A 19,292-nucleotide genomic window follows, 5' to 3' on the forward strand; every position below is an offset into this window, starting at 1 on the left:
AGCATGTAGAAATTCATGAAAATACTTTTTGGAATCAATGTTATTAGTGTAGACCTTATCTGAACATTTGTTAAGTATGAATGCACAAAAAAAGCATGAAGAATGACTCCATGCTTTACTTTTAAAATGGAAGAGTAAGCTGCCAGGAAACGCCAAACTTGTCCACGATCCAGCCGAATTTCTTACTAAAGGAATAATCCCCTAATGGCATCAAGGTGCTTCCGCCTTCGGATAATTTATCATAAAGATCATCAATTTCCTGTTCACTGCTGCAGGTCAAAAACATGGAATATGACGGTGTAAAGGTAAACTCATGTGAAATATTGCTGTCTATGCATATGAATTCCTGTCCTTTAAGGGTGAAGGTAGCCTGTATAATACTTCCTTCATTACCAGGTCCTTCTGCACCATATCGTGCAATGCTGGTAATTTCCGAGTCTTCTATTAAGGAAGTATAAAATTTCATCGCTTCTTCAGCATGACCCTCAAACATTAAAAACGGGGTTACTTTCTCCATATTTACCTAACTCCTTTTTCGGTTATTCATCAGATTCTACGAAGTTCCTCAGTGCAGTAAGTTTGTTATCCCAATAAAGTTCAAAAAAGGATAACCATTCTTTTAATTCCTGCAGCGGCTCCGGCTGAAGTGAGAAACGAGTTTCCCTTCCAATCCTCCTGCTCGAAACCAGCCCTGCCTCTGACAGAACAAAAAGATGTTTGTTCACAGCGGTTCGAGTGATAGGTAAGCTATCAGTTATGGAAGCGATCGGCAATTCCTGGTCGGCTAGCAATTTTAATATTTTGCGGCGGGTTGGATCAGCTATTGCCTGAAAGACATCATGCTTTGCCTCAGCGGCACCCATGCTACGCCTCCAGATAGGCAGGAAGCGCTTCTTTCACAATCTTATCCCAGCCACTGTCCATAATACCCTGAACAATTGAATGAGGCTGTCCGAACTCAGTAGCTTTTTCAGGATCCCAGCCAGAATGAATCAGAGTGAATTCCGTTTTTTCATCAATCTGTTTCAGTTCAAATACAAGATGCCAATCCTTTCCCCAATCAAAGCCTAAGCGGTTTGGGGGATCCAATTCAGTTACTTTACAAGGAGAATCTCCGAATGGACCTGCATGAAGAATAAATTCTTTGCCCAGTTCAGGTGAAAATGTATTTGGCATCCACCAGCCAGCAATCCCTTCAGAAGTAGCAACAGCTTTCCATACTTTTTCAATTGGGGCATTGAGTAAAATAGTTTTGCGGATTTCAGGTAATGTTTGCATTCTAAAACCTCCAAATTTTAATAACACCTTTAGTGTCATAATGAGATTGTAACACCTTTTAGTGTTATGTCAATCTAATAACAATATTTTTATCTAAATTCAATTCTCCCCAAAAGGTTTCTATGATAGTTACGCGTTCCTAATTAATAAATCCTCAGTTTGTATGAGAGTAACTCCCATCAATGAAAGATTTCGCAGCGCCATATCCCTTTTTCGATCATTTGCACCAGCAACCGCATCTTCTAAAACGAAAACGGATAAGCCTCTTTTCTTAGCTCCTTTAGCCGTTGCCGTTACACATCCTTCAGCAAACAAGCCTGCAATAAAAATATTTTTTATATTGTTATCTTGAATATAGTCCACTAAAGATGAATTAGAGAAGGCATCACCTTGATTTTTGGCAAAGTAATTATTGTTTACAATCCTAAGTTGTACATTTAATTGTGCACCGGGACTTCCTTTTAAAGAAGCATGGTTGCGAAACCAGTTTGATATAAATTGATTTCTCTCAAATTCGTTTCCAATATAAATAATATGCATTTTTTCATGATTCATATTGCTGATGATTTTATTGGTATTCTCAATCATTGGCTTTACTTGATTCTTTGCAACAGGAAACCTTGCTTCAAGGTCTGTAAAGTCCCTTTGGACATCTAATACGAATAATGTGATTCCATACACATTCACCTCATCTGACTTTTTTATTCGACGCAATCTCAGACATTTCCTTTATTTAGCTAAAATCACAAAGCAATTGATTTTCAGCAGGCACTAGCTTTCCGGAAACTTCAAGTGAGCCTATGCACCTATCATTAGGTGCAAAAATAAAAAAACCCTGAAAAGAAAAAAAGTCCAAATCATTTACGATTTGGACCTCAGAAATTGATATTAAATTTCAATAATAATCGGCAGAATCATCGGCTTTCTTCTTGTCTGCTGGAATATATGCTGGCCAACTGCTTTCTTGATGCCTTGTTTGATTACGTTCCATCTGTATATATTATCTTCCTGCATTTCCGTCACTGTTTTCGAGACAATTCTGTTTACATCTCTCATTAAATCCTCTGAGTTTTTAACAAAGACAAATCCACGCGAGATGGTATCAGGTCCTGAAATTATTTTCCGTTCTGATTTGCTCAGCGTTAACACTATGACGAGCATTCCATCCTCAGACAGCTGTTTCCTGTCCCTAAGGACAATTTCCCCAACATCACCAACGCTTACACCATCAACATACGTATCTCCAGCAGGAATGCTGCGGGTTTGTCTCGCTGTTGAATTTTCAATATCAACGACATCACCATTTTTTATGATAAAAGTATTCCCCTTCTCCACTCCAACAGATTCAGCCAGCAAACGATGGTGATGCAGCATTCTGTACTCCCCATGAATCGGGATGAAATACTTCGGTTTCATCAACGTAAGCATCAGCTTCAAGTCTTCCTGGTAGCCATGGCCAGATACATGCATTCCTGTAGTGCTGCCGGAACCGTATATGACCTTTGCACCTAGTTTAAACAGATTATCGATGATTCGCGATACATCTTTTTCATTTCCTGGAATCGGGGACGCTGCCATGATTACTGTGTCACCAGGGTAAATGGAGACATCGCGGAAATTCCCGGTCGCCAGCCGGGCAAGAGCTGCCATTGGTTCTCCCTGGCTTCCCGTACATAAAATCGCTACCTTTTCAGGATCCAGCTGGTCGACGACCTTTGGCTCAATCAGCATGCCTTCTGGTACATACAAGTATCCGCGTTCGATTGCGACATCTACAACATTCACCATGCTCCGGCCAAGTAATGCAAGCTTTCTGTTGGTCTTGATTGCAGCTTCAACAACCTGCTGTACCCGATTTACATTCGATGCAAAAGTAGAAACAAAGATTTTACCGTCCGCCTTCATAAAGGCTTCTTCCAGATGACCTGCAACCATTCGTTCCGATGGTGTCAATCCTGTCCGTTCTGCGTTTGTGCTTTCTGATAATAAAACCGTTACACCTTCCGTCCCGATTTGGGCCATTTTATGAATCTCAGACTGCTCATCATTTGCTGGTGTCAGGTCAAATTTGAAATCTCCCGTATGTACAACATTTCCCTCTGGTGTGTGGAATACAATTCCCAGGCAATCTGGAATGCTGTGGCTAACTTTGAAAAATGAAACTTTGACCTGGCCGAAATCGAGCTTTGAATCAGAATGAACCTTGATGAGTTCAGTATCTCTTAAAAGCCTATGTTCGCTTAATTTCAGTTCGATTAGTCCTAATGTAAAATCAGTCGCATAAATAGGAACATTTAATTTTTTAAAGAAATATGGAACCCCGCCAATATGGTCCTCATGCCCATGTGTTACTATAAGAGCACGGATTTTTTCTTTATTTTCTTCAAGATAGGTTAATTCAGGGATAATTAAATCAATCCCTAACAAACTTTCATCCGGAAATTTACCACCGCAGTCGACGACAAAAATATCGTCATCATACTGAACAACATACATATTTTTGCCGATTTCATTAATGCCGCCTAAGGCAAATATAGATAAAGTCACTGTCAAATCCTCCTAAACCGAAATGGATTTTGTTAGTGTTTCCAAAGATAATATGGTTTATTTATGGATTTCCCTCCGTTCAGGTGAAAATAACCAATTCCAGAATAAAAAATACACACCCTATCTTAAGGTGTGCGCATTATGAATTATTTTTCAATCCATGTATACATATACTGTTCGTCTTCAATATCTTTCGCTTTCTTAACTGTTTTTAGCGGTTTAAAGGTATCAATCATCACAGCAAGCTCCAACGTCTCCTTCTTGCCTATGCTCGCTTCTGTTTTACCAGGATGCGGGCCATGCGGGATTCCGCTTGGGTGCAGAGTGATCGATCCTTCCTTGATTCCTTTGCGGCTCATGAAATTGCCTTCCACATAGTACAGAAGTTCATCGCTGTTGACGTTGCTGTGGTAGTAAGGTGCCGGAATCGCTTCTGGATGGTAATCGTAAAGCCTCGGTACAAATGAACAAATAACATAATTATGGCCTTCGAATGTCTGATGTACTGGCGGGGGCTGATGGATCCGTCCCGTTATTGGCTCGAAATCCTCGATATTGAAGGCCCATGGATACAGATAGCCATCCCAGCCAACTACATCAAGCGGATGGTGGTTCAAAACGTGGCGGTGAAGATATCCGCGTGTCTTGGTAATGACTTCATGCTCGCCTTTGTCCGCAAATGTTTGAAGCGTCTCAGGTCCACGGATATCACGTTCACAGAACGGGCTATGCTCAAGCAGCTGCCCATATTCATTCCGGTAGCGGCGAGGTGTCGTAATCTGGCTGAACGATTCAACAATCAGAGCCTTGGTGAGTTCCGCAGTATTAGGCACAACTCGATAAATGGTTCCAATCGGAATCACAACATAATCGCCAGGGCGGTAGTCCAATGTTCCAAACATTGTTTCCACCTGTCCCGAACCATGGTGGATGAAAAGCATCTCATCCCCATCACCATTGCGGTAAAACTGCTTCATCGGCTCCGTGATATTCGCAGTTGCAATCAACAGATCATCATTGCCGAGAATATACTCCCTTCCATTGAGGGCATCCCCGGTTTTCGTGATTTGATCGGTTAAAAAATGCCTGTGATTCAAAGATCCCTGCTCTTCATATTCAGGAAGATAACTGCCTATCAATTCACTTTTCGCAACTTCTGTCGGCATATGGTGATGATAAAGGATCGATTGAGATCCAGAGAAGCCTTTCGTTCCCATCACCTGCTCCCTGAAAAGAGAACCATCCTCTTTTTTGAAGATGGTATGCCGTTTCTTCGGGATTTTTCCAAGCTGGCGGTAATACATGAAAACACCTTCCTTCTAATCTTCTATGATTTTATTTTTCAGGACACCAAGTCCTGTAATCTCAAGTTCAACATCGTCCCCTGGCTCAAGCCAGCGGTGCACATCCGTTCCAAGCTCCAGAATGCAGCCAGTCCCGACAGTACCAGATCCGATGACTTCCCCAGGAAAAAGGGTCGTGCCTGCAGAAGCGCGCTCAATCATTTCTCCGAAGGAATAGTAAAGGTCCTTCATATTCCCTTTTGAAAGCACCTTGCCATTTACTCTTGCAGTCATTTCGAGATCATAGCCCTTTTTATCTTTAAGCGATTTAAGTTCATCCTTTGTAATCAAATATGGACCAAAGGACGTCGCAAAGTCCTTCCCTTTTGCAGGGCCCAGTCCAACGGCCATTTCCTTCCTTTGCAAATCGCGAGCACTCCAGTCATTCATGATAAAAAAGCCAAAAATGTGCTGTTCAGCATCCTTAGCCTTGATATTTCGGCCTTCCTTGCCAATGACACAGGCAATTTCAAGCTCATAGTCGAGCCATTCACATGCCTTTGGTCTTCTGACCTCTTCTTCTGGCCCCTTGATTGCAAGGTGGTTGGTAAAATAAAATACAGGAATCTCATACCATTCTGGAATCATCTCCAGGCCGCGGTTCTCACGTGCCGTTTTTACATGCTGTTCAAACGCGTAAAAATCACGTACACTTTTTGGATTGGGCAACGGAGCTTTTAACGAGACATCCTCCAATGGATAAGAGCCGTTCCCCGTTTCAATTAACCCTTTATTTTGTTCGATATATTCCATAAACTTTTCATGATTCTCGATAAAGGCAAGCATATTATCCGGCAGAGTCCCATTTGAGGCTTCATGCATATCCACTGCCATATTTCTCGAATTAATCCATCCTGCACTGACCGAGCCATCTTTTTTCATAAACGTAATGAATTTCATGACATCACCTATTTTCTTTGCAGTTCAAACGTTTTTGCCAGAGGGAGCGTATAAGTAGCACCAGCAAGCCTTCCGACAGGGTTTAATTTTTCTGAGTTGATCCTGCCGCTTTCGTATAAATCGTCATTCACATGGACATGAATCACTTTGCCAATTACCAGGCTTCCGGCACCTGCATGATCTCCGCCGAAATGGAGGACCTGATCCAATTCACATTCGAGATGAACCTGAGATTCCTTGACCCTAGGCGCTTTGACTGCTGCGCTCTTTTCCTTTGTAAGACCTGAGGCTTCGAATTCATCCACTTCTGAAGCGAACTCTGTCGCGCACTCGTTCATCTGCCCAACGAATTCCTCACCGACAATATTGATGACAAATTGCTTTGTCGTTTCAATATTTTTCAACGTATCTTTCTTCGCGCCATCTGTCCCTCTTCTCATCGGCGAAAAGCAGACCATCATCGGATCGGCACTGATCGCAGTAAAAAAACTGAATGGAGCAAGATTGGCATTGCCGTTCTCATCCAGGCTTGATACGAAAGCAATCGGCCGAGGAAGAATTGAGCCTTGCAGCAGTTTATACGCGTCTCTCCATTCAAGGGAGTCCGTTTTGATTTCCAAAGCCTACACCGCCCTTTCATGAAAAAGCTGGCCGACAACTTGCAATATGAATTCATGATCCTCACGAGTTCCGAGCGTAATCCGGAACGCTTCCTGATAGCCAGGCAGCTGCATCTGGCGGACAAGTATGCCATTTTCGGTAAGTTTCTGGATAACTGGTTTGTTCGTGAACGCATATAAAAAGTTCGATTGTGATGGGAAACTGTCAATTTCCAGCTCCTTGAATTTAGCGCTCAAAAAGTCTCTTTCAATGCTATTTTTAGCTGAGCATTCTTTTACAAAAATCTGGTCTTCAAGAGCTGCATGAGCTGCTGCCTGCGCCAGCTGGTTCACATTGAAAACATCTCGTACTTTATGAAGTTCCTTTGCGACTTCTTCATGCATGATTCCATAGCCGATGCGAAGACTTGCAAGACCATAAATTTTCGAAAAAGTCCTGAGGATCACAAGGTTTTCATATTGACCCAGCAGCGACATCGTATCTAGATAGTCTTTTGAATCTGCATATTCGAAATAGGCTTCATCCATGATGATTAGAACATTAGAAGGAACACTGTCGATAAAAGTCAACAGCTCCTGTTTGGCCACGATCGTTCCAGTTGGGTTATTCGGATTGCAGACAAATACCAATTTTGTTTTTTCAGTGATTGCTACTAGCATTTTTTCAAGATCATGCCTGCCGTTTATCATTGGCACGGTGACAGCCTTGCCGCCTTCGATCAACACATTCGTTTTATAACGCGGGAAAGTCACCTCAGCCATTACGGCTTCATCATTTTTATCGATATACGCTCTTGTAAGCAGTCTAAGGATTTCCTCGGAACCATTTGATACAAGAAAATGCTTAGATTCTATTTGATAATGTGAGGATAATTTCTCAACTACCTTCGAGGTCACTCCATCCGGATACAAGCAAAGATTCGCTGTTTCTTGAATGATTGCCTGTCGGACCAATGGTGAAGTACCATACACATTCTCGTTATCGGATAACTTTCTTACTGTGGTGATTCCATATTGCTCTTTGATTTCCTCTATTGTCTGGCCGAGGGCATATGGTGTAATTCCTTCTAGTTCTGCTCGTGCACTTACATTCATGTTAATCCCCCTAATTTGATAGCACTCTATAATAAGACGAAAAGGGAGCGATTGCCCCCTTTTGTACCGGCTTTAAAGGTTGCCGCGTCTTTCTTGTTCACGCTCGATTGATTCAAATAGGGCTTTGAAGTTTCCTTCACCAAATCCTCGTGCGCCTTTACGCTGGATGATTTCAATGAACAATGTTGGACGGTCGACGATTGGCTTAGTGAAAATTTGCAGCAGATAGCCTTCATCGTCACGGTCTACTAAAATGCTAAGCTCTTTAAGCTTATCTATTTCTTCATCAATTTTTCCAACGCGCTCTGACAGCATTTCGTAATAAGAATCAGGAGTGCTTAGGAATTCTACGCCGTTTTTGCGCAGAGTAGCTACTGTGCTGACGATATCCTCAGTCAGGATCGCCAGGTGCTGAACACCAGGGCCGTTATAGAACTCAAGATATTCCTGGATCTGTGACTTGCGCTTTCCTTCAGCTGGCTCATTGATTGGGAATTTGATTCTTCCGCCGTTGTGCATAACCTTAGACATAAGTGCTGAATATTCAGTCACAATATCCTTATCTGTGAAGTGCTTCATTTCCTTAAAGCCCATGACATTTGCATAATAGTTAACCCATTCTTCCATTCTCTCAACATTGCCAACAACATGATCAATGCCGATGAAGCCAGCATCCTCGAAAGGTACATTCGATTCATGCTCTACGAATCCTGGCATGAAAAATCCTTTGTAATCTTTTCTTTCAACAAGCGTATGGATCGTGTCACCATAAGTTCCGATGATCGCCTTTTTCAAAGTGCCATGCTCATCTGAAAGCTCATGCGGTGGCTGGATTTCAATCGCGCCTCGGCTAATTGCAGATTGATAAGCCTTTTCAACATCATCAACTGCCAACGCAATATCCTTAACACCGTCGCCATGAGTTTTTACAAACTGAGCAACACGAGTGGAGTCACTATATGTGCCCGTCACCACAAGGCGAATTTTACGCTGCTGAAGAACATACGAAGTCGTTTCACGATTGCCCGTTTCAAGCCCTGAATAACCTACTACCTTGAAGCCAAAAGCTGTCTGGAAAAAGTGAGCCGTCTGTTTTGCATTTCCTACATAAAGTTCTAGATAATCTACATCCTTAACAGGAAAAAAATCTTCATTCGTTTGGCCAGAAACCATTACTTTCTCTTGCATCCTAAAACCTCCAAATAAAATATTTATAATATTAAAAATTATTTTACATTAACTATTACCATGCTCTCAAGAACACGATGTAAAGCTATAATGCTTTTACGTGGTGAAGGAATCTTATCATAGGTGACAAGATCGACCATGAATCAGGTAAACGACAGCTTAATATTTAATAGTTTCATTATTGAGATTTTGAAGAAAAAAATACTTTGCAACTATAAATCTATCTTTTATTTTTAACATTTTAGTTAAGTAGAGCTTTTTTTCACCTGGATCCTAGATAATATTTGATTTATTACCAGTAGATTTCGATTTATCACCAGTAAGATCAATTTTATTACCAGTAAGAACGGATTTATTACCAGTAGAAACGAATTTATTACTTGTTGAGCTGTTTTTAAATAGTTGGATCTTTTTTATAAATTGAGATGACTAGTTGGACTGCCAAATCCCAGCCGAAAACCTGCACAAGGGCAGTCCCTAAAAACCTAGCTCTACACCTTCACCTTCTGCTTCTTCGGCACGCTGTGAATCGCTTCCCCTTTAAACGCCTCTACAGCCTCAAGCAATGCTTCATTTATGCTGGGATGCGGGTATGACGGGAACTTTATATCCTCATCACGCGCTGCCATCTCCAAAGCCTGGATCCCGTTTGAAATCGATTCAACTGCACCATGGCCAATCAAATGGACGCCTAACAGCAAATCGCTTTCCTTATCAAAGACTACCTTTACAAGGCCTTCTTTTTTACCAAGAATCGTCGCGAACCCGTTGGCAGACATTGAAAATTCACCAACGCCAACTTCATATCCTTGCAGCTCAGCCTCCTGTTCCGTTAACCCAGCACAGGCAATCGGCGGTCGCGTCCGTGCAATATGTGGAATAAAAGTAAGGTCAAATTCACTAGGTCTGCCGCAAATTGTCTCCGCAGCCACCTTGCCTTGTTTAATTGCCTTAACTGCAAGCTGTGGTCCTTCTGTTATATCGCCAATTGCAAAGATTCTCTCAATCGAAGTCCGGCCTGTTTGGTCTGTTAAAATAAAACCGTCTGCGGACCTTTTCATTCCAAGCCTGTCTAAACCCAAGTGATCGATTTGAGGCTTGACCCCAAGAGAATAAAACAAATGACTGCCTTCAACCGTTTTATGACCCTTTGATCCTTCAAGGTTAACCGTAACAGCCTCTTCTGTTAATTTGACTCCAACAAACGAGAAGCCTTTAACAATTGAGATACCTGACTTCTTTAACACTCTGTTCAATTCTCTATTAATGCTTGCGTCGAATGAAAAATCCTCTTTTCCTTCATTTAAAACGAGTGTGACGTCTGAACCAAATGCCTGGAACGCCATCGCCATTTCCAATGCGATACTGTCATTTCCAATCACAATGAAGTTTTCCGGTACTTCAGCGAGATCGGCGATGGACCAGATATCAATTATTCTCTCATCAGTACCTGGTACACCGTCCAATTTTACTGGAGTACCTCCAGTTGCGATGATGGCTTCATTGAATCGAAAAACCTCATAGCTGTCTTCATTTTCAACCCCGATTTTATCATCCGTTAGGAAAAAGGCGCTGCCCTTCACCATTTCAATTTTATTCGCCTTACATAATGCTTCGACTCCATCACGAAGCTGCTTGACGACTTGATCTTTATAGCCTCGAAGCTTTTGAATCTCAAAATGCAGCCCGGAAGATTCAATACCAAGCATCGCATCTTGCTTGGCAGCCATTAGCCTTTCAGCGCCATGGGCCATCACCTTCGAAGGTATACAGCCCTTATTCAAACAAATGCCGCCAAGCTGGTCTCTTTCTATTAAAGTGACATCTTTTCCAAGCTGCGCTGCCCTGATTGCCGCATGATATCCGCCAGGTCCGCCGCCAATGATGACTAGATCTTTTTCATGTGCAAGTTCACCCACGACCATTTACATCAACTCCAGCAGCATCATTTTCGGATTCTCAATCAACCGGGCAAAACGGTTTGTAAAAGCAACAGCTGTCGCGCCATCCGCTACCCGGTGATCAAACGCCATTGATAGATTCATAATTGAACGGATCACTATTTCATCCTGCTCAGTCACAACCGGCCGTTTCTTCGTTTTATGGAAGGAAACGAGAGCTGTCTGAGGATGCTGGATAATCGGTGTCGCCCCAATGCTTCCGCCAAGCGGTCCCACATTGCTGATCGTAAAGGTTCCACCAGAAATATCCTTGACCGTAAGCTTGTCGTCTAATGCAAGCCTTGTCAGCCTCTTCATTTCTTCATGGATTTGCTTTACATTTTTCTGCTCAACATTTCTTATGACTGGAACGATCAGTCCATCAGGGGTATCGACCGCGATTCCGATATGGTGCTCACGCAAAAGCAGGATGCTTTCGTTTTCTTCATCAAGCTGTGCATTGAAAACCGGAAATTCCTTTAACCCAATTGACAAGGCTTTGATAAAAAAAGCGGTGGCAGAAATCGATTTGCCTACATCCTTAAGTTCCTGCCTGAAGCTGATCAGCTCACTTACATCGATTTCTTCAAAATGAGTGCAATGCGGAATCGTGTAAAGCGATTGGACCATCTTTTTTGCAATCTGCTTCCTGCGGCCTCTAAAAGGCAATATATCTGAATGCGTTGCTCCTGAATGCTTCGGAACCTCATTCCGAGCCAGTTCAGAACCACCTTCCGAGTCATTCAGAACCTTTGCTTCGGAACCATGTTCTGAAACCTTCGGAACGTTTAATTCAGAAGCAGCTTCCGAATGGTTCGCAACCTTTGAATCTCTTCTTTTAATAAAAGTAAAGATGTCTTCATCAACAATTCGCCCGGCAGGTCCTGAACCGGCAACATCTAATATATTGACGTTATTTTCCCGGGCAATTTTCCTCGTATATGGTGATGCTAAAATACGATTCGGCTTCTTGCTATCACCTTCTGGTAACACACCATTCATAGGCCGATTGTGCAAATTCAGTCCTTGCTTGGGCTGAGCTTCTGCTTTGATATGGCTATCCTTCAAATCAAGCTTTTCGACAGAGGTTTCTGCATCGTTTGAAGGCATATCCTCCATAATCAATAGTGTGGTTCCAACCTTTACGGTTTCACCTGGGCTTAAAAGGATTTGTTTTACAATTCCTGATTTAGGAGCAGGGATTTCTGCGGTCATTTTATCTGTCTGAACCTCAACCAATGGGTCATCAGCCTTAACAAAATCACCAGCTTTAACGAGGTAACAGTTAATATCCGCTTCCGTCATCCCTTCCCCAATATCATGGAGCTTAACTTCAACCATTGGCACGCCTCCTAAAACTTCATCACTTTCTCAATTGCAGCTGCGACTCTTTTCGGGGTCGGCAGATAATGGTCTTCGAATCCAAAGTAAGGCACGGGCGTATCATAGCCGGTCACCCGTTCTGCAGGAGCTTTTTGATAAAGGAAAGCTTCATCATTAATCAGGGAAATCAGGTCGCTGCCTGTTCCTCCGGTCGCGTGTGCTTCATGGACAATGACTGTGCGACCTGTCTTTTGGACAGACTCAATGACCAGATCTTTATCAATTGGATAAAGAGTCCTTAAATCAAGCACTTCACAGTCGATCCCTTTATTTTTCATATCTTCAGCTGCCTTCATGGCAACAGGTATCATTGCTCCCCATGCGATGACGGTGACATCTTCTCCTTCGGTAAGCTTCTTGCCCTTCCCGATTTCCACGATGTACTTGCCCTCAGGTACCTCATCCCTTGAAGAGCGGTAGCTCCTCATCGGTTCAAGGAACAAAACTGGATCTGGATCTTCAATTGCGGCAATCATCAAACCCTTTGCATCATAAGCATTGGATGGACAAACAACCTTCATGCCTGGCATATGTGTAAAAAGAGATTCGGTGCTGTCACAGTGGATTTCCGGTGCGCGAACTCCGGCGCCATAAGGAGCACGGATTACCATTGGCACCGTAAAATGGCCCAATGTCCGCATTCTCAATCTAGATGCATGAGTCATAATCTGTTCGTACGCCGGATAGATGAATCCAAGGAACTGGATTTCAACTACGGGACGGAAACCATTTACCGCCATGCCGATTGCTGCTCCGACAAATCCTGCTTCACTTAAAGGAGTATCGACAACACGGTCTTCTCCGTATTTATCCTGAAGTCCGTCAGTTGCACGGAACACTCCTCCATTTTTTCCGATGTCCTCTCCAAGTAAAATGACATCCTTGCTTTCTGCAAGCATCGTATCAAGACCATCTGTTATCGCCTGAACAAGTGTCAATGTCTTTGTTTGAACAGCTGTATTCATTGCGCCTCACCCCCGATTAGCTCAAGGTATTCCCGCTTTTGCTTCTCAATCGTCCATGTCGGTTTTTCGAATACATAATCAAAAATCACTGCAGGATCAGCTGACGGGAAGTCCTCCATTTCCTGGACAGCAGCATCAATTTCTGCACTCGCTTCCGCTTCGATACCCTTAACCCATGCTTCATCATATATGCCTTCATTTTTCATCCAGCGTTCAAGTCGAAGTAAAGGGTCTGTTTCCATCCGCCTAACTGCACTGTCTCCCTGGTCTCGATATTTTGTTGGATCATCCGCTGTCGTGTGGGCCCCATATCTCCACGTCACCGATTCAATCAATGTAGGACCTTCCCCGCTACGGGCACGTTCAAGTGCTCTCTCTGTTTCAAGATAAACAGCAAATACATCATTCCCATCAATCCTTACACCCGGGATATCATAAGCAATCGCCTTTTGGGCAATCGTCGCGGAATTCATCTGCTTGCTGATTGGGACCGAAATCGCATACTGATTATTCTGGTTAAAATAAACAACCGGAGACTTAAAGACGCTTGCGAAATTCAAGCCTTCATGAAAATCGCCCTCGGATGTTGCACCATCGCCAAAATAGCAGATTGCGGCATTCTTCGTTCCCTTTTGTTTTTCTGCAAACGCTGCACCCGCAGCATGCGGGATCTGCGTTGCGATCGGTATAGCGGGAGGGAAAATCTTTTTCCCATCCGGCGGCACGCAGCCTTCATTCCGTCCATTCCAGAACAATAAAATGTTTCTTAGTGAATGGCCAAATACCATCGCCGCGCCGTGGTCGCGGTATGTCGGGAACATCCAGTCATCACCTTTCAGCGCAAGGGCTGTACCCACCTGAGAAGCCTCCTGGCCTTCAAATGGAGCGTACGTCCCAATTCTTCCTTGGCGTTGCAGGCTGATCGATTTTCGGTCAAACATACGGATCCTGACCATTTCTGAAAAGAATTTCTTAACTCGTTCCTCTGTAACAAAATATTTATGTTCCTCGGACACGATATTTCCGTTTTGATCCATTACCTGAAAAATCGGAAAATGTTTATCCATCAGATCACCCTTTTATAAAGTCAATTTTAAAAATACTATGAATCTATTACATTCTCACTGCCCATTTTGGACGTTTCATATGAGAGAAAAAGCTATTGCGTCGCGTTCTTGCCTCAATCCTGTTTTCACAGAACTTATTAGCCGCTTCTACTGTTGTGATTCCTTCACGTTCAGCCTGGCTGTATATATTCAATAGAGAATTATAGATCGCTTTTGTCTTTTTCAGGACACGCTCTTTATTAGGCGTATAGAGTTCATCGGCTACCTGGATCAAGCCCCCGGCATTGACGATATAGTCTGGAGCATAAAGAATCCCTTTTTCCTGAAGAACAAGGCCGTGTCGCACTTCCTTCAGCTGATTATTTGCAGATCCTACAACTGCTTTGACTTGAAGCTGCGGGATTGTATCATCATTTATAATTCCCCCCATTGCACATGGAATGAATATATCAGCTGGCTGGGAGTAAATTTCATCACTGCCTACTACTTTGATTCCTGCACCCATTTCCCCGGCTTTCATCACAATCTGGTCGATTGCCTTCTGGTTGATATCTGTCACAAATAGATCGGCACCATTCTCAAGCAGGTATTCTGCAACTTTGTAGCCAACCTTCCCTAAACCCTGAATCGCGTAGGCTTTTCCAGATAAATCGTCTGTTCCCCAAAGTGCTTTGCTGGTTGCCTGCAATCCATATATAACGCCCTGTGCGGTCGGAACGGAAGAATCCCCGCTGCCTCCATATACTTCATCCACACCTACGATGCAGTTTGTTTCCTTTAATGCGTGTACAAAATCTTCTGGATCGGTTCCCATGTCCGTGCCTGTATAGAAACGGCCCTGGATCGATTCAACAAATTGTCCAAATGCCCTGAATAGCTCCGGACTCTTATCCTTGGCAGGGTCACCGATAATCACCGCTTTACCTCCGCCAAAATCTACATCTGCAGCTGCACATTTATAGGTCATTCCCTTTGAAAGTCGCAGCACATCTTCTAATGCATCATCGACTGTTTTGTAAGGATACATCCGGCATCCGCCTAAGGCAGGTCCTAATCTTGTACTGTGAATCGCAATAATCGCCTTTAACCCTGTTGCTTCATCATTACAAAATACAACTTGCTCGTGCTCCCTGATTTGTTCAAACATATCCATTTCTCTTTCCCCCTTTATTCCGTTAAACCGTGTTAGCGCTTTCATTTTAGCGCAAAAATTTTTGGCTTCATGTTAACAATTCAGTTATTTTCGTTTTCGGAAGGATGACTTGCTTCACTTCTCCAACCCCAACGAGCCGACCACTGCTTTCAGCCTTCACGTTCGTGATAATGAGATTCGTATGCACATCAGTAACAGTCGCAGTAATCAACACCTCTGCACCTTCAATGCATGGGGCAATATGCTTCACAGTAACCGCTCCGCCCATCCCTTCTTCATGATCTTCCAAAAACGGAAGGATAATTTTTCTTGAGACCCATTCCATGTGATAGACCATTGATACTGTAGAGTATACCGGGTGAATAAGTTTTCCTTCAAAGCTGGCAAACATTTCGGGTGTAACGATGACATTGATGGTGGCCGATTGCCCTGCTGTTAAGCCATCGTGCATCATATCCCACCTTTCCAAGTTGTAAATATGTATAACGTTTATTTAACGTTATCATAACATTTCGTTAAATAAACGGTCAATAAATTGTAAGAAATTTTGGTATTTTCTCAAAAGTAATCGTGATATAATTTTCTCCCTTTTCACGGAAAGTGCAAAAAAAGGACCAAGCAGCCATATAGCTGCTTGATCCTTCATCTGTTAACTGAGCAATGCCCGGTCGCTTGCCATCTTAGTTCCGCGAATGCGCTGGAATTCATTGAGCAAGTCTTCGATTGTCAGCTTTGCCTTTTGTTCCTCATTCACTTCAAAGATAATCTGTCCTTTGTCCATCATAATCAGTCTATTGCCAAGATCCAATGCTTGCTGCATATTGTGCGTGACCATCAGTGTCGTTAAATGGTATTTGTCGACAATTTCTTTTGTTAAATTCGTGATCAGCTCAGCACGGGATGGATCAAGGGCAGCAGTATGCTCATCAAGCAAGAGAATCGATGGCTCTGTGAATGTCGCCATCAGCAGTGACAAAGCCTGCCGCTCTCCTCCAGACAATAATCCTACTTTAGCATTCAGCCTATTTTCAAGACCGAGGTGCAGTGATTCCAGTACTTCTTTGAATAGTTCACGGCGCTTTTTCGTCACACCCGGCACGAGTGAACGGCGCTTGTTTCTTGAATAAGCAATTGCGAGGTTCTCCTCAATTGTCATGCTTGGTGCGGTTCCAGCCATCGGATCCTGGAATACACGGCCAATCATTTTTGAGCGATTGTACTCAGACATATACGTGACATCTCTTCCGTCCAGTGATACTTGCCCATGATCAGGCAGCATCACGCCGGAAATGATATTCATCAACGTTGATTTGCCGGCACCGTTACTTCCGATTACCGTAACAAAATCCCCTTTTTTCAAAGTGAGATTGATATTATCAAGGGCAATCTTTTCGTCTGGCGTACCCTCGTTAAAGACTCTATGAATCTGATTTAAGTGCAGCACCAGCCTCACCCTTTCCTTCAGAAGGCAAGTTTACCATTTGCAAGCCTTCAAGCTGCCTTTTGACCTTCCGTTTTTTCTCTTTGTAGCTATCAATCATTTTAGGTGCAGTCAACGCAAGGATAACAATGACTGCTGTAATCAGCTTCATATCTCCTGGCTCAAGGAATTCTACCCTTAGTGCCAGCGTTACAACGATTCGGTAAATGATCGAACCACCGATGACAGCCAGTGTAGTCCTCGCAATCGATTTTGTCCCAAAAAGTGCCTCACCAATAATAACAGAAGCAAGACCTATGATGATCATCCCAATTCCCATCCCAACATCCGCGAAGCCGCCTTGCTGGGCAATCAATGCTCCAGAAAAAGCAACCATCGCATTCGAAAGGCCAAGGCCGAGAATAATCATTAAGTTCGTATTGGAAGAAAAGCTCCGGATCATCCTTTTGTTATCTCCTGTAGCACGAATAGCCAAACCGATTTCAGTCTTTAGGAATGCATCGGTAATGAATTTTAGAGCAAAAGTTACAATCACCATGAACAAAAGGATTCCCCAGGTTCTTGGGAGGCTGTCACCAAGTCCAGCTGCTGTCAGGATACCGTTGAAAAATGAATCAATGCCTGTTTTATCGAAGAAGTCTCTTACAGCAGTCATTGCAGTATCTGTATTTAACAAAGGCACATTCGATTTACCCATAATTCTGAGATTGATAGAATACAAGGCAATCATCATCAGGATACCTGACAATAGTGCGTTGACCTTTCCGACTGTATGGATAATCCCCGTTAAACAACCAGCGATGAACCCTGCAATCAGCGCGGTCATTGTCGCAACAAATGGATTTACTCCGTTCACGATCATAATGGCGGCAACCGCAGCTCCTGTTACGAAACTGCCGTCAACCGTCAAATCTGGAAAATCTAGTACCCGAAAGGATAAATATACGCCGAGAGCCATGATCGCATAAATGATACCTGACTCAAATGCTCCGAATATTGCAGTAAACAAGATGTATCATCCTTTCTCTTATTCTTCGTAAAATTCAGCGTTTTCTCCCCAAGATTCCTTCACTTCGACGCCTTGTTCCTTAGCTGCTTTTTTGTTGATTGTCAGTGTCAAAGAATCAGGAAGCTCAACAGGAATTTCAGATGCTTTCTTTTTGCCTGATAAAATTTCTGCAGCCATCAGCCCTGATTGGTAACCGATGTCGTAGTAGTTAAATCCGCTTGCAGCAACCGCTCCTCGCTTCATGGAATCAAGTTCTCCTACGAATAAAGGAATCTTCTTTCCATTCGCAACAGAAATGACTGATTCAAGAGCAGAAACGACTGTGTTGTCAGTCGGTACATAAATCGCATCGACTCGGCCAACGAGAGATTCAGCTGCCTGTTTTACTTCAGCAGATGTTGAAATGGACGCTTCCACTACCTTCGCACCATTTGCTTCAGCCAGTTTTTTGACTTCTTTCAGCTGAACTTCAGAGTTTTGCTCACCAGCATTGTAGATGACGCCGATCTTCTTCGCCCCGACTTCCTTTGTCATAAAATCAATCGTCTTTTTAGTTGCTTCAGGGTGATTATCAGTCGTACCAGTAATGTTGTCGCCAGGCTTATCAAATGATTCGACAAGGCCTGCACCTACAGGATCCGTTACCGAAGTAAAGATAATAGGAATATCTTTTGTTGCATTAAGTGCTGCAACTGCACTTGGAGTTGCGTTGGCAAAAATAAGGTCTACTTTGTCGCCAACAAAGTTGTTTGCAATCGTTGCTGTATTGTTCATATCAGCCTGTGCATTCTGGAAGTCATACTTCACATTGTCGCCCTCTTTGAACCCCTTATCTTCAAGCGCTTTTTTAAACCCTTCTGTTGCAGCATCAAGTGATGGATGCTCTGCAAATTGCGTCAATCCAATCTTGTACTGCTTTTTGTCAGAAGCGCCGTTTGATGCTTCCTTTCCTCCGCATCCAGCCATTAATAGAGCACTGGCAAGGACAAGAGAAATAGCTTTAACTGATTTTTTCATAAAGATCCCCCTTGATATTTTTATAAACCGGCAATAACTACTATGTAGACTTAAAACTTGCAGGCAGCCGGAACGCACCAATTTTGAAACAGTAATTGTACTAAACTTGTAAAGTTTTTTGAAAACGATTTCAAAACGTATGATATTCACTATAGATACCGTAAATATAACGTTATATTAACACCAGGTAAAAATAGTGTCAATAATATTCCGAACATTTAGTATGTTTAGATTTTTAATTATTAATTAAACCATCACTTTGCTGAACTAGCAATATGTTTTACGAAAATAATAAAAATTTTTCCATAGACAATAAAAGCACGCCCCTTTTCGAAGCATGCTTGAT

19 protein-coding genes are annotated in these 19,292 nt (G+C 42.8%); all 19 read right to left on the minus strand.

All coding sequences use genetic code 11. From position 1 onward, the window contains the following. Positions 1–121: 121 nt before the first annotated feature. Complete coding sequence (locus tag V7201_RS14470; RefSeq protein WP_335377449.1) at positions 122–517, minus strand: VOC family protein; 396 nt, start codon at positions 515–517, stop codon at positions 122–124. 22 nt (positions 518–539) lie between these two features. Then, positions 540–863: an ArsR/SmtB family transcription factor gene (locus V7201_RS14475; protein ID WP_335377450.1), complete on the minus strand. Its 324-nt coding sequence runs from the start codon at positions 861–863 to the stop codon at positions 540–542. Between the two features lies 1 nt (position 864). Then, on the minus strand, positions 865–1,278 hold the full coding sequence (locus tag V7201_RS14480; protein ID WP_335377451.1) for an SRPBCC family protein: 414 nt from the start codon (positions 1,276–1,278) through the stop codon (positions 865–867). A 129-nt stretch (positions 1,279–1,407) separates the two neighbouring features. After that, entirely contained in the window at positions 1,408–1,959 is a 552-nt protein-coding gene (locus V7201_RS14485; RefSeq protein ID WP_335377452.1) for a cysteine hydrolase, read from the minus strand. Between the two features lie 207 nt (positions 1,960–2,166). Then, positions 2,167–3,774 (minus strand): ribonuclease J, encoded by a 1,608-nt coding sequence (locus tag V7201_RS14490; RefSeq protein WP_438825055.1) that lies wholly within the window; start codon positions 3,772–3,774, stop codon positions 2,167–2,169. Between the two features lie 197 nt (positions 3,775–3,971). Next, the gene (locus V7201_RS14495; RefSeq protein WP_335377454.1) at positions 3,972–5,129 is read right to left on the minus strand and encodes a homogentisate 1,2-dioxygenase; all 1,158 of its coding nucleotides are present in this window, start codon (positions 5,127–5,129) and stop codon (positions 3,972–3,974) included. A 15-nt stretch (positions 5,130–5,144) separates the two neighbouring features. After that, positions 5,145–6,068, minus strand: a complete 924-nt coding sequence (locus tag V7201_RS14500; protein ID WP_335377455.1) for a fumarylacetoacetate hydrolase family protein — start codon at positions 6,066–6,068, stop codon at positions 5,145–5,147. A gap of 8 nt (positions 6,069–6,076) precedes the next feature. Further along, positions 6,077–6,688, minus strand: coding sequence for a flavin reductase family protein (locus V7201_RS14505; protein WP_335377456.1), 612 nt, complete (start codon positions 6,686–6,688; stop codon positions 6,077–6,079). Between the two features lie 3 nt (positions 6,689–6,691). After that, complete coding sequence (hisC, locus tag V7201_RS14510) at positions 6,692–7,783, minus strand: histidinol-phosphate transaminase (protein ID WP_335377457.1); 1,092 nt, start codon at positions 7,781–7,783, stop codon at positions 6,692–6,694. 72 nt (positions 7,784–7,855) lie between these two features. After that, positions 7,856–8,971, minus strand: a complete 1,116-nt coding sequence (gene hppD, locus V7201_RS14515; protein ID WP_335377458.1) for a 4-hydroxyphenylpyruvate dioxygenase — start codon at positions 8,969–8,971, stop codon at positions 7,856–7,858. A gap of 491 nt (positions 8,972–9,462) precedes the next feature. Then, positions 9,463–10,896: a dihydrolipoyl dehydrogenase gene (gene lpdA, locus V7201_RS14520; RefSeq protein ID WP_335377459.1), complete on the minus strand. Its 1,434-nt coding sequence runs from the start codon at positions 10,894–10,896 to the stop codon at positions 9,463–9,465. Further along, positions 10,897–12,252: a dihydrolipoamide acetyltransferase family protein gene (locus tag V7201_RS14525; RefSeq protein WP_335377460.1), complete on the minus strand. Its 1,356-nt coding sequence runs from the start codon at positions 12,250–12,252 to the stop codon at positions 10,897–10,899. A gap of 11 nt (positions 12,253–12,263) precedes the next feature. Further along, a complete protein-coding gene (locus tag V7201_RS14530) occupies positions 12,264–13,259 on the minus strand; it encodes an alpha-ketoacid dehydrogenase subunit beta (protein WP_335377461.1) in 996 nt (331 codons plus the stop codon). Continuing rightward, the gene (gene pdhA, locus V7201_RS14535) at positions 13,256–14,326 is read right to left on the minus strand and encodes a pyruvate dehydrogenase (acetyl-transferring) E1 component subunit alpha (RefSeq protein WP_335377462.1); all 1,071 of its coding nucleotides are present in this window, start codon (positions 14,324–14,326) and stop codon (positions 13,256–13,258) included. The genes V7201_RS14530 and pdhA overlap by 4 nt, the downstream gene beginning before the upstream one ends. Positions 14,327–14,372: 46 nt before the next feature. Further along, positions 14,373–15,479, minus strand: a complete 1,107-nt coding sequence (locus tag V7201_RS14540) for a Leu/Phe/Val dehydrogenase (RefSeq protein ID WP_335377463.1) — start codon at positions 15,477–15,479, stop codon at positions 14,373–14,375. A 67-nt stretch (positions 15,480–15,546) separates the two neighbouring features. Further along, positions 15,547–15,930, minus strand: coding sequence for a thioesterase family protein (locus tag V7201_RS14545; protein WP_335377514.1), 384 nt, complete (start codon positions 15,928–15,930; stop codon positions 15,547–15,549). 198 nt (positions 15,931–16,128) lie between these two features. After that, complete coding sequence (locus V7201_RS14550; protein WP_335377464.1) at positions 16,129–16,923, minus strand: ABC transporter ATP-binding protein; 795 nt, start codon at positions 16,921–16,923, stop codon at positions 16,129–16,131. Further along, positions 16,898–17,929, minus strand: a complete 1,032-nt coding sequence (locus tag V7201_RS14555; RefSeq protein WP_335377465.1) for an ABC transporter permease — start codon at positions 17,927–17,929, stop codon at positions 16,898–16,900. The genes V7201_RS14550 and V7201_RS14555 overlap by 26 nt, the downstream gene beginning before the upstream one ends. Before the next feature lie 18 nt (positions 17,930–17,947). Beyond that, entirely contained in the window at positions 17,948–18,946 is a 999-nt protein-coding gene (locus V7201_RS14560) for an ABC transporter substrate-binding protein (RefSeq protein WP_335377466.1), read from the minus strand. Positions 18,947–19,292: the final 346 nt, after the last annotated feature.

This window comes from Bacillus sp. JJ1122 (assembly GCF_036964885.1).
In the GTDB taxonomy this organism is placed as follows: domain Bacteria; phylum Bacillota; class Bacilli; order Bacillales; family Cytobacillaceae; genus Mesobacillus.

What these genes read in the sequence shown, in the direction of transcription:
- lpdA (WP_335377459.1), bottom strand. Translation starts at nt 10,896, where the DNA reads ATGGTCGTGGGTGAACTTGCACATGAAAAAGATCTAGTCATCATTGGC.
- V7201_RS14475 (WP_335377450.1), bottom strand. Translation starts at nt 863, where the DNA reads ATGGGTGCCGCTGAGGCAAAGCATGATGTCTTTCAGGCAATAGCTGAT.
- hisC (WP_335377457.1), bottom strand. Translation starts at nt 7,783, where the DNA reads ATGAATGTAAGTGCACGAGCAGAACTAGAAGGAATTACACCATATGCC.
- V7201_RS14525 (WP_335377460.1), bottom strand. Translation starts at nt 12,252, where the DNA reads ATGGTTGAAGTTAAGCTCCATGATATTGGGGAAGGGATGACGGAAGCG.
- V7201_RS14540 (WP_335377463.1), bottom strand. Translation starts at nt 15,479, where the DNA reads ATGGATATGTTTGAACAAATCAGGGAGCACGAGCAAGTTGTATTTTGT.
- V7201_RS14560 (WP_335377466.1), bottom strand. Translation starts at nt 18,946, where the DNA reads ATGAAAAAATCAGTTAAAGCTATTTCTCTTGTCCTTGCCAGTGCTCTA.
- V7201_RS14490 (WP_438825055.1), bottom strand. Translation starts at nt 3,774, where the DNA reads ATGTATGTTGTTCAGTATGATGACGATATTTTTGTCGTCGACTGCGGT.
- V7201_RS14470 (WP_335377449.1), bottom strand. Translation starts at nt 517, where the DNA reads ATGGAGAAAGTAACCCCGTTTTTAATGTTTGAGGGTCATGCTGAAGAA.
- hppD (WP_335377458.1), bottom strand. Translation starts at nt 8,971, where the DNA reads ATGCAAGAGAAAGTAATGGTTTCTGGCCAAACGAATGAAGATTTTTTT.
- V7201_RS14480 (WP_335377451.1), bottom strand. Translation starts at nt 1,278, where the DNA reads ATGCAAACATTACCTGAAATCCGCAAAACTATTTTACTCAATGCCCCA.
- V7201_RS14545 (WP_335377514.1), bottom strand. Translation starts at nt 15,930, where the DNA reads ATGCACGATGGCTTAACAGCAGGGCAATCGGCCACCATCAATGTCATC.
- V7201_RS14530 (WP_335377461.1), bottom strand. Translation starts at nt 13,259, where the DNA reads ATGAATACAGCTGTTCAAACAAAGACATTGACACTTGTTCAGGCGATA.
- pdhA (WP_335377462.1), bottom strand. Translation starts at nt 14,326, where the DNA reads ATGGATAAACATTTTCCGATTTTTCAGGTAATGGATCAAAACGGAAAT.
- V7201_RS14495 (WP_335377454.1), bottom strand. Translation starts at nt 5,129, where the DNA reads ATGTATTACCGCCAGCTTGGAAAAATCCCGAAGAAACGGCATACCATC.
- V7201_RS14500 (WP_335377455.1), bottom strand. Translation starts at nt 6,068, where the DNA reads ATGAAATTCATTACGTTTATGAAAAAAGATGGCTCGGTCAGTGCAGGA.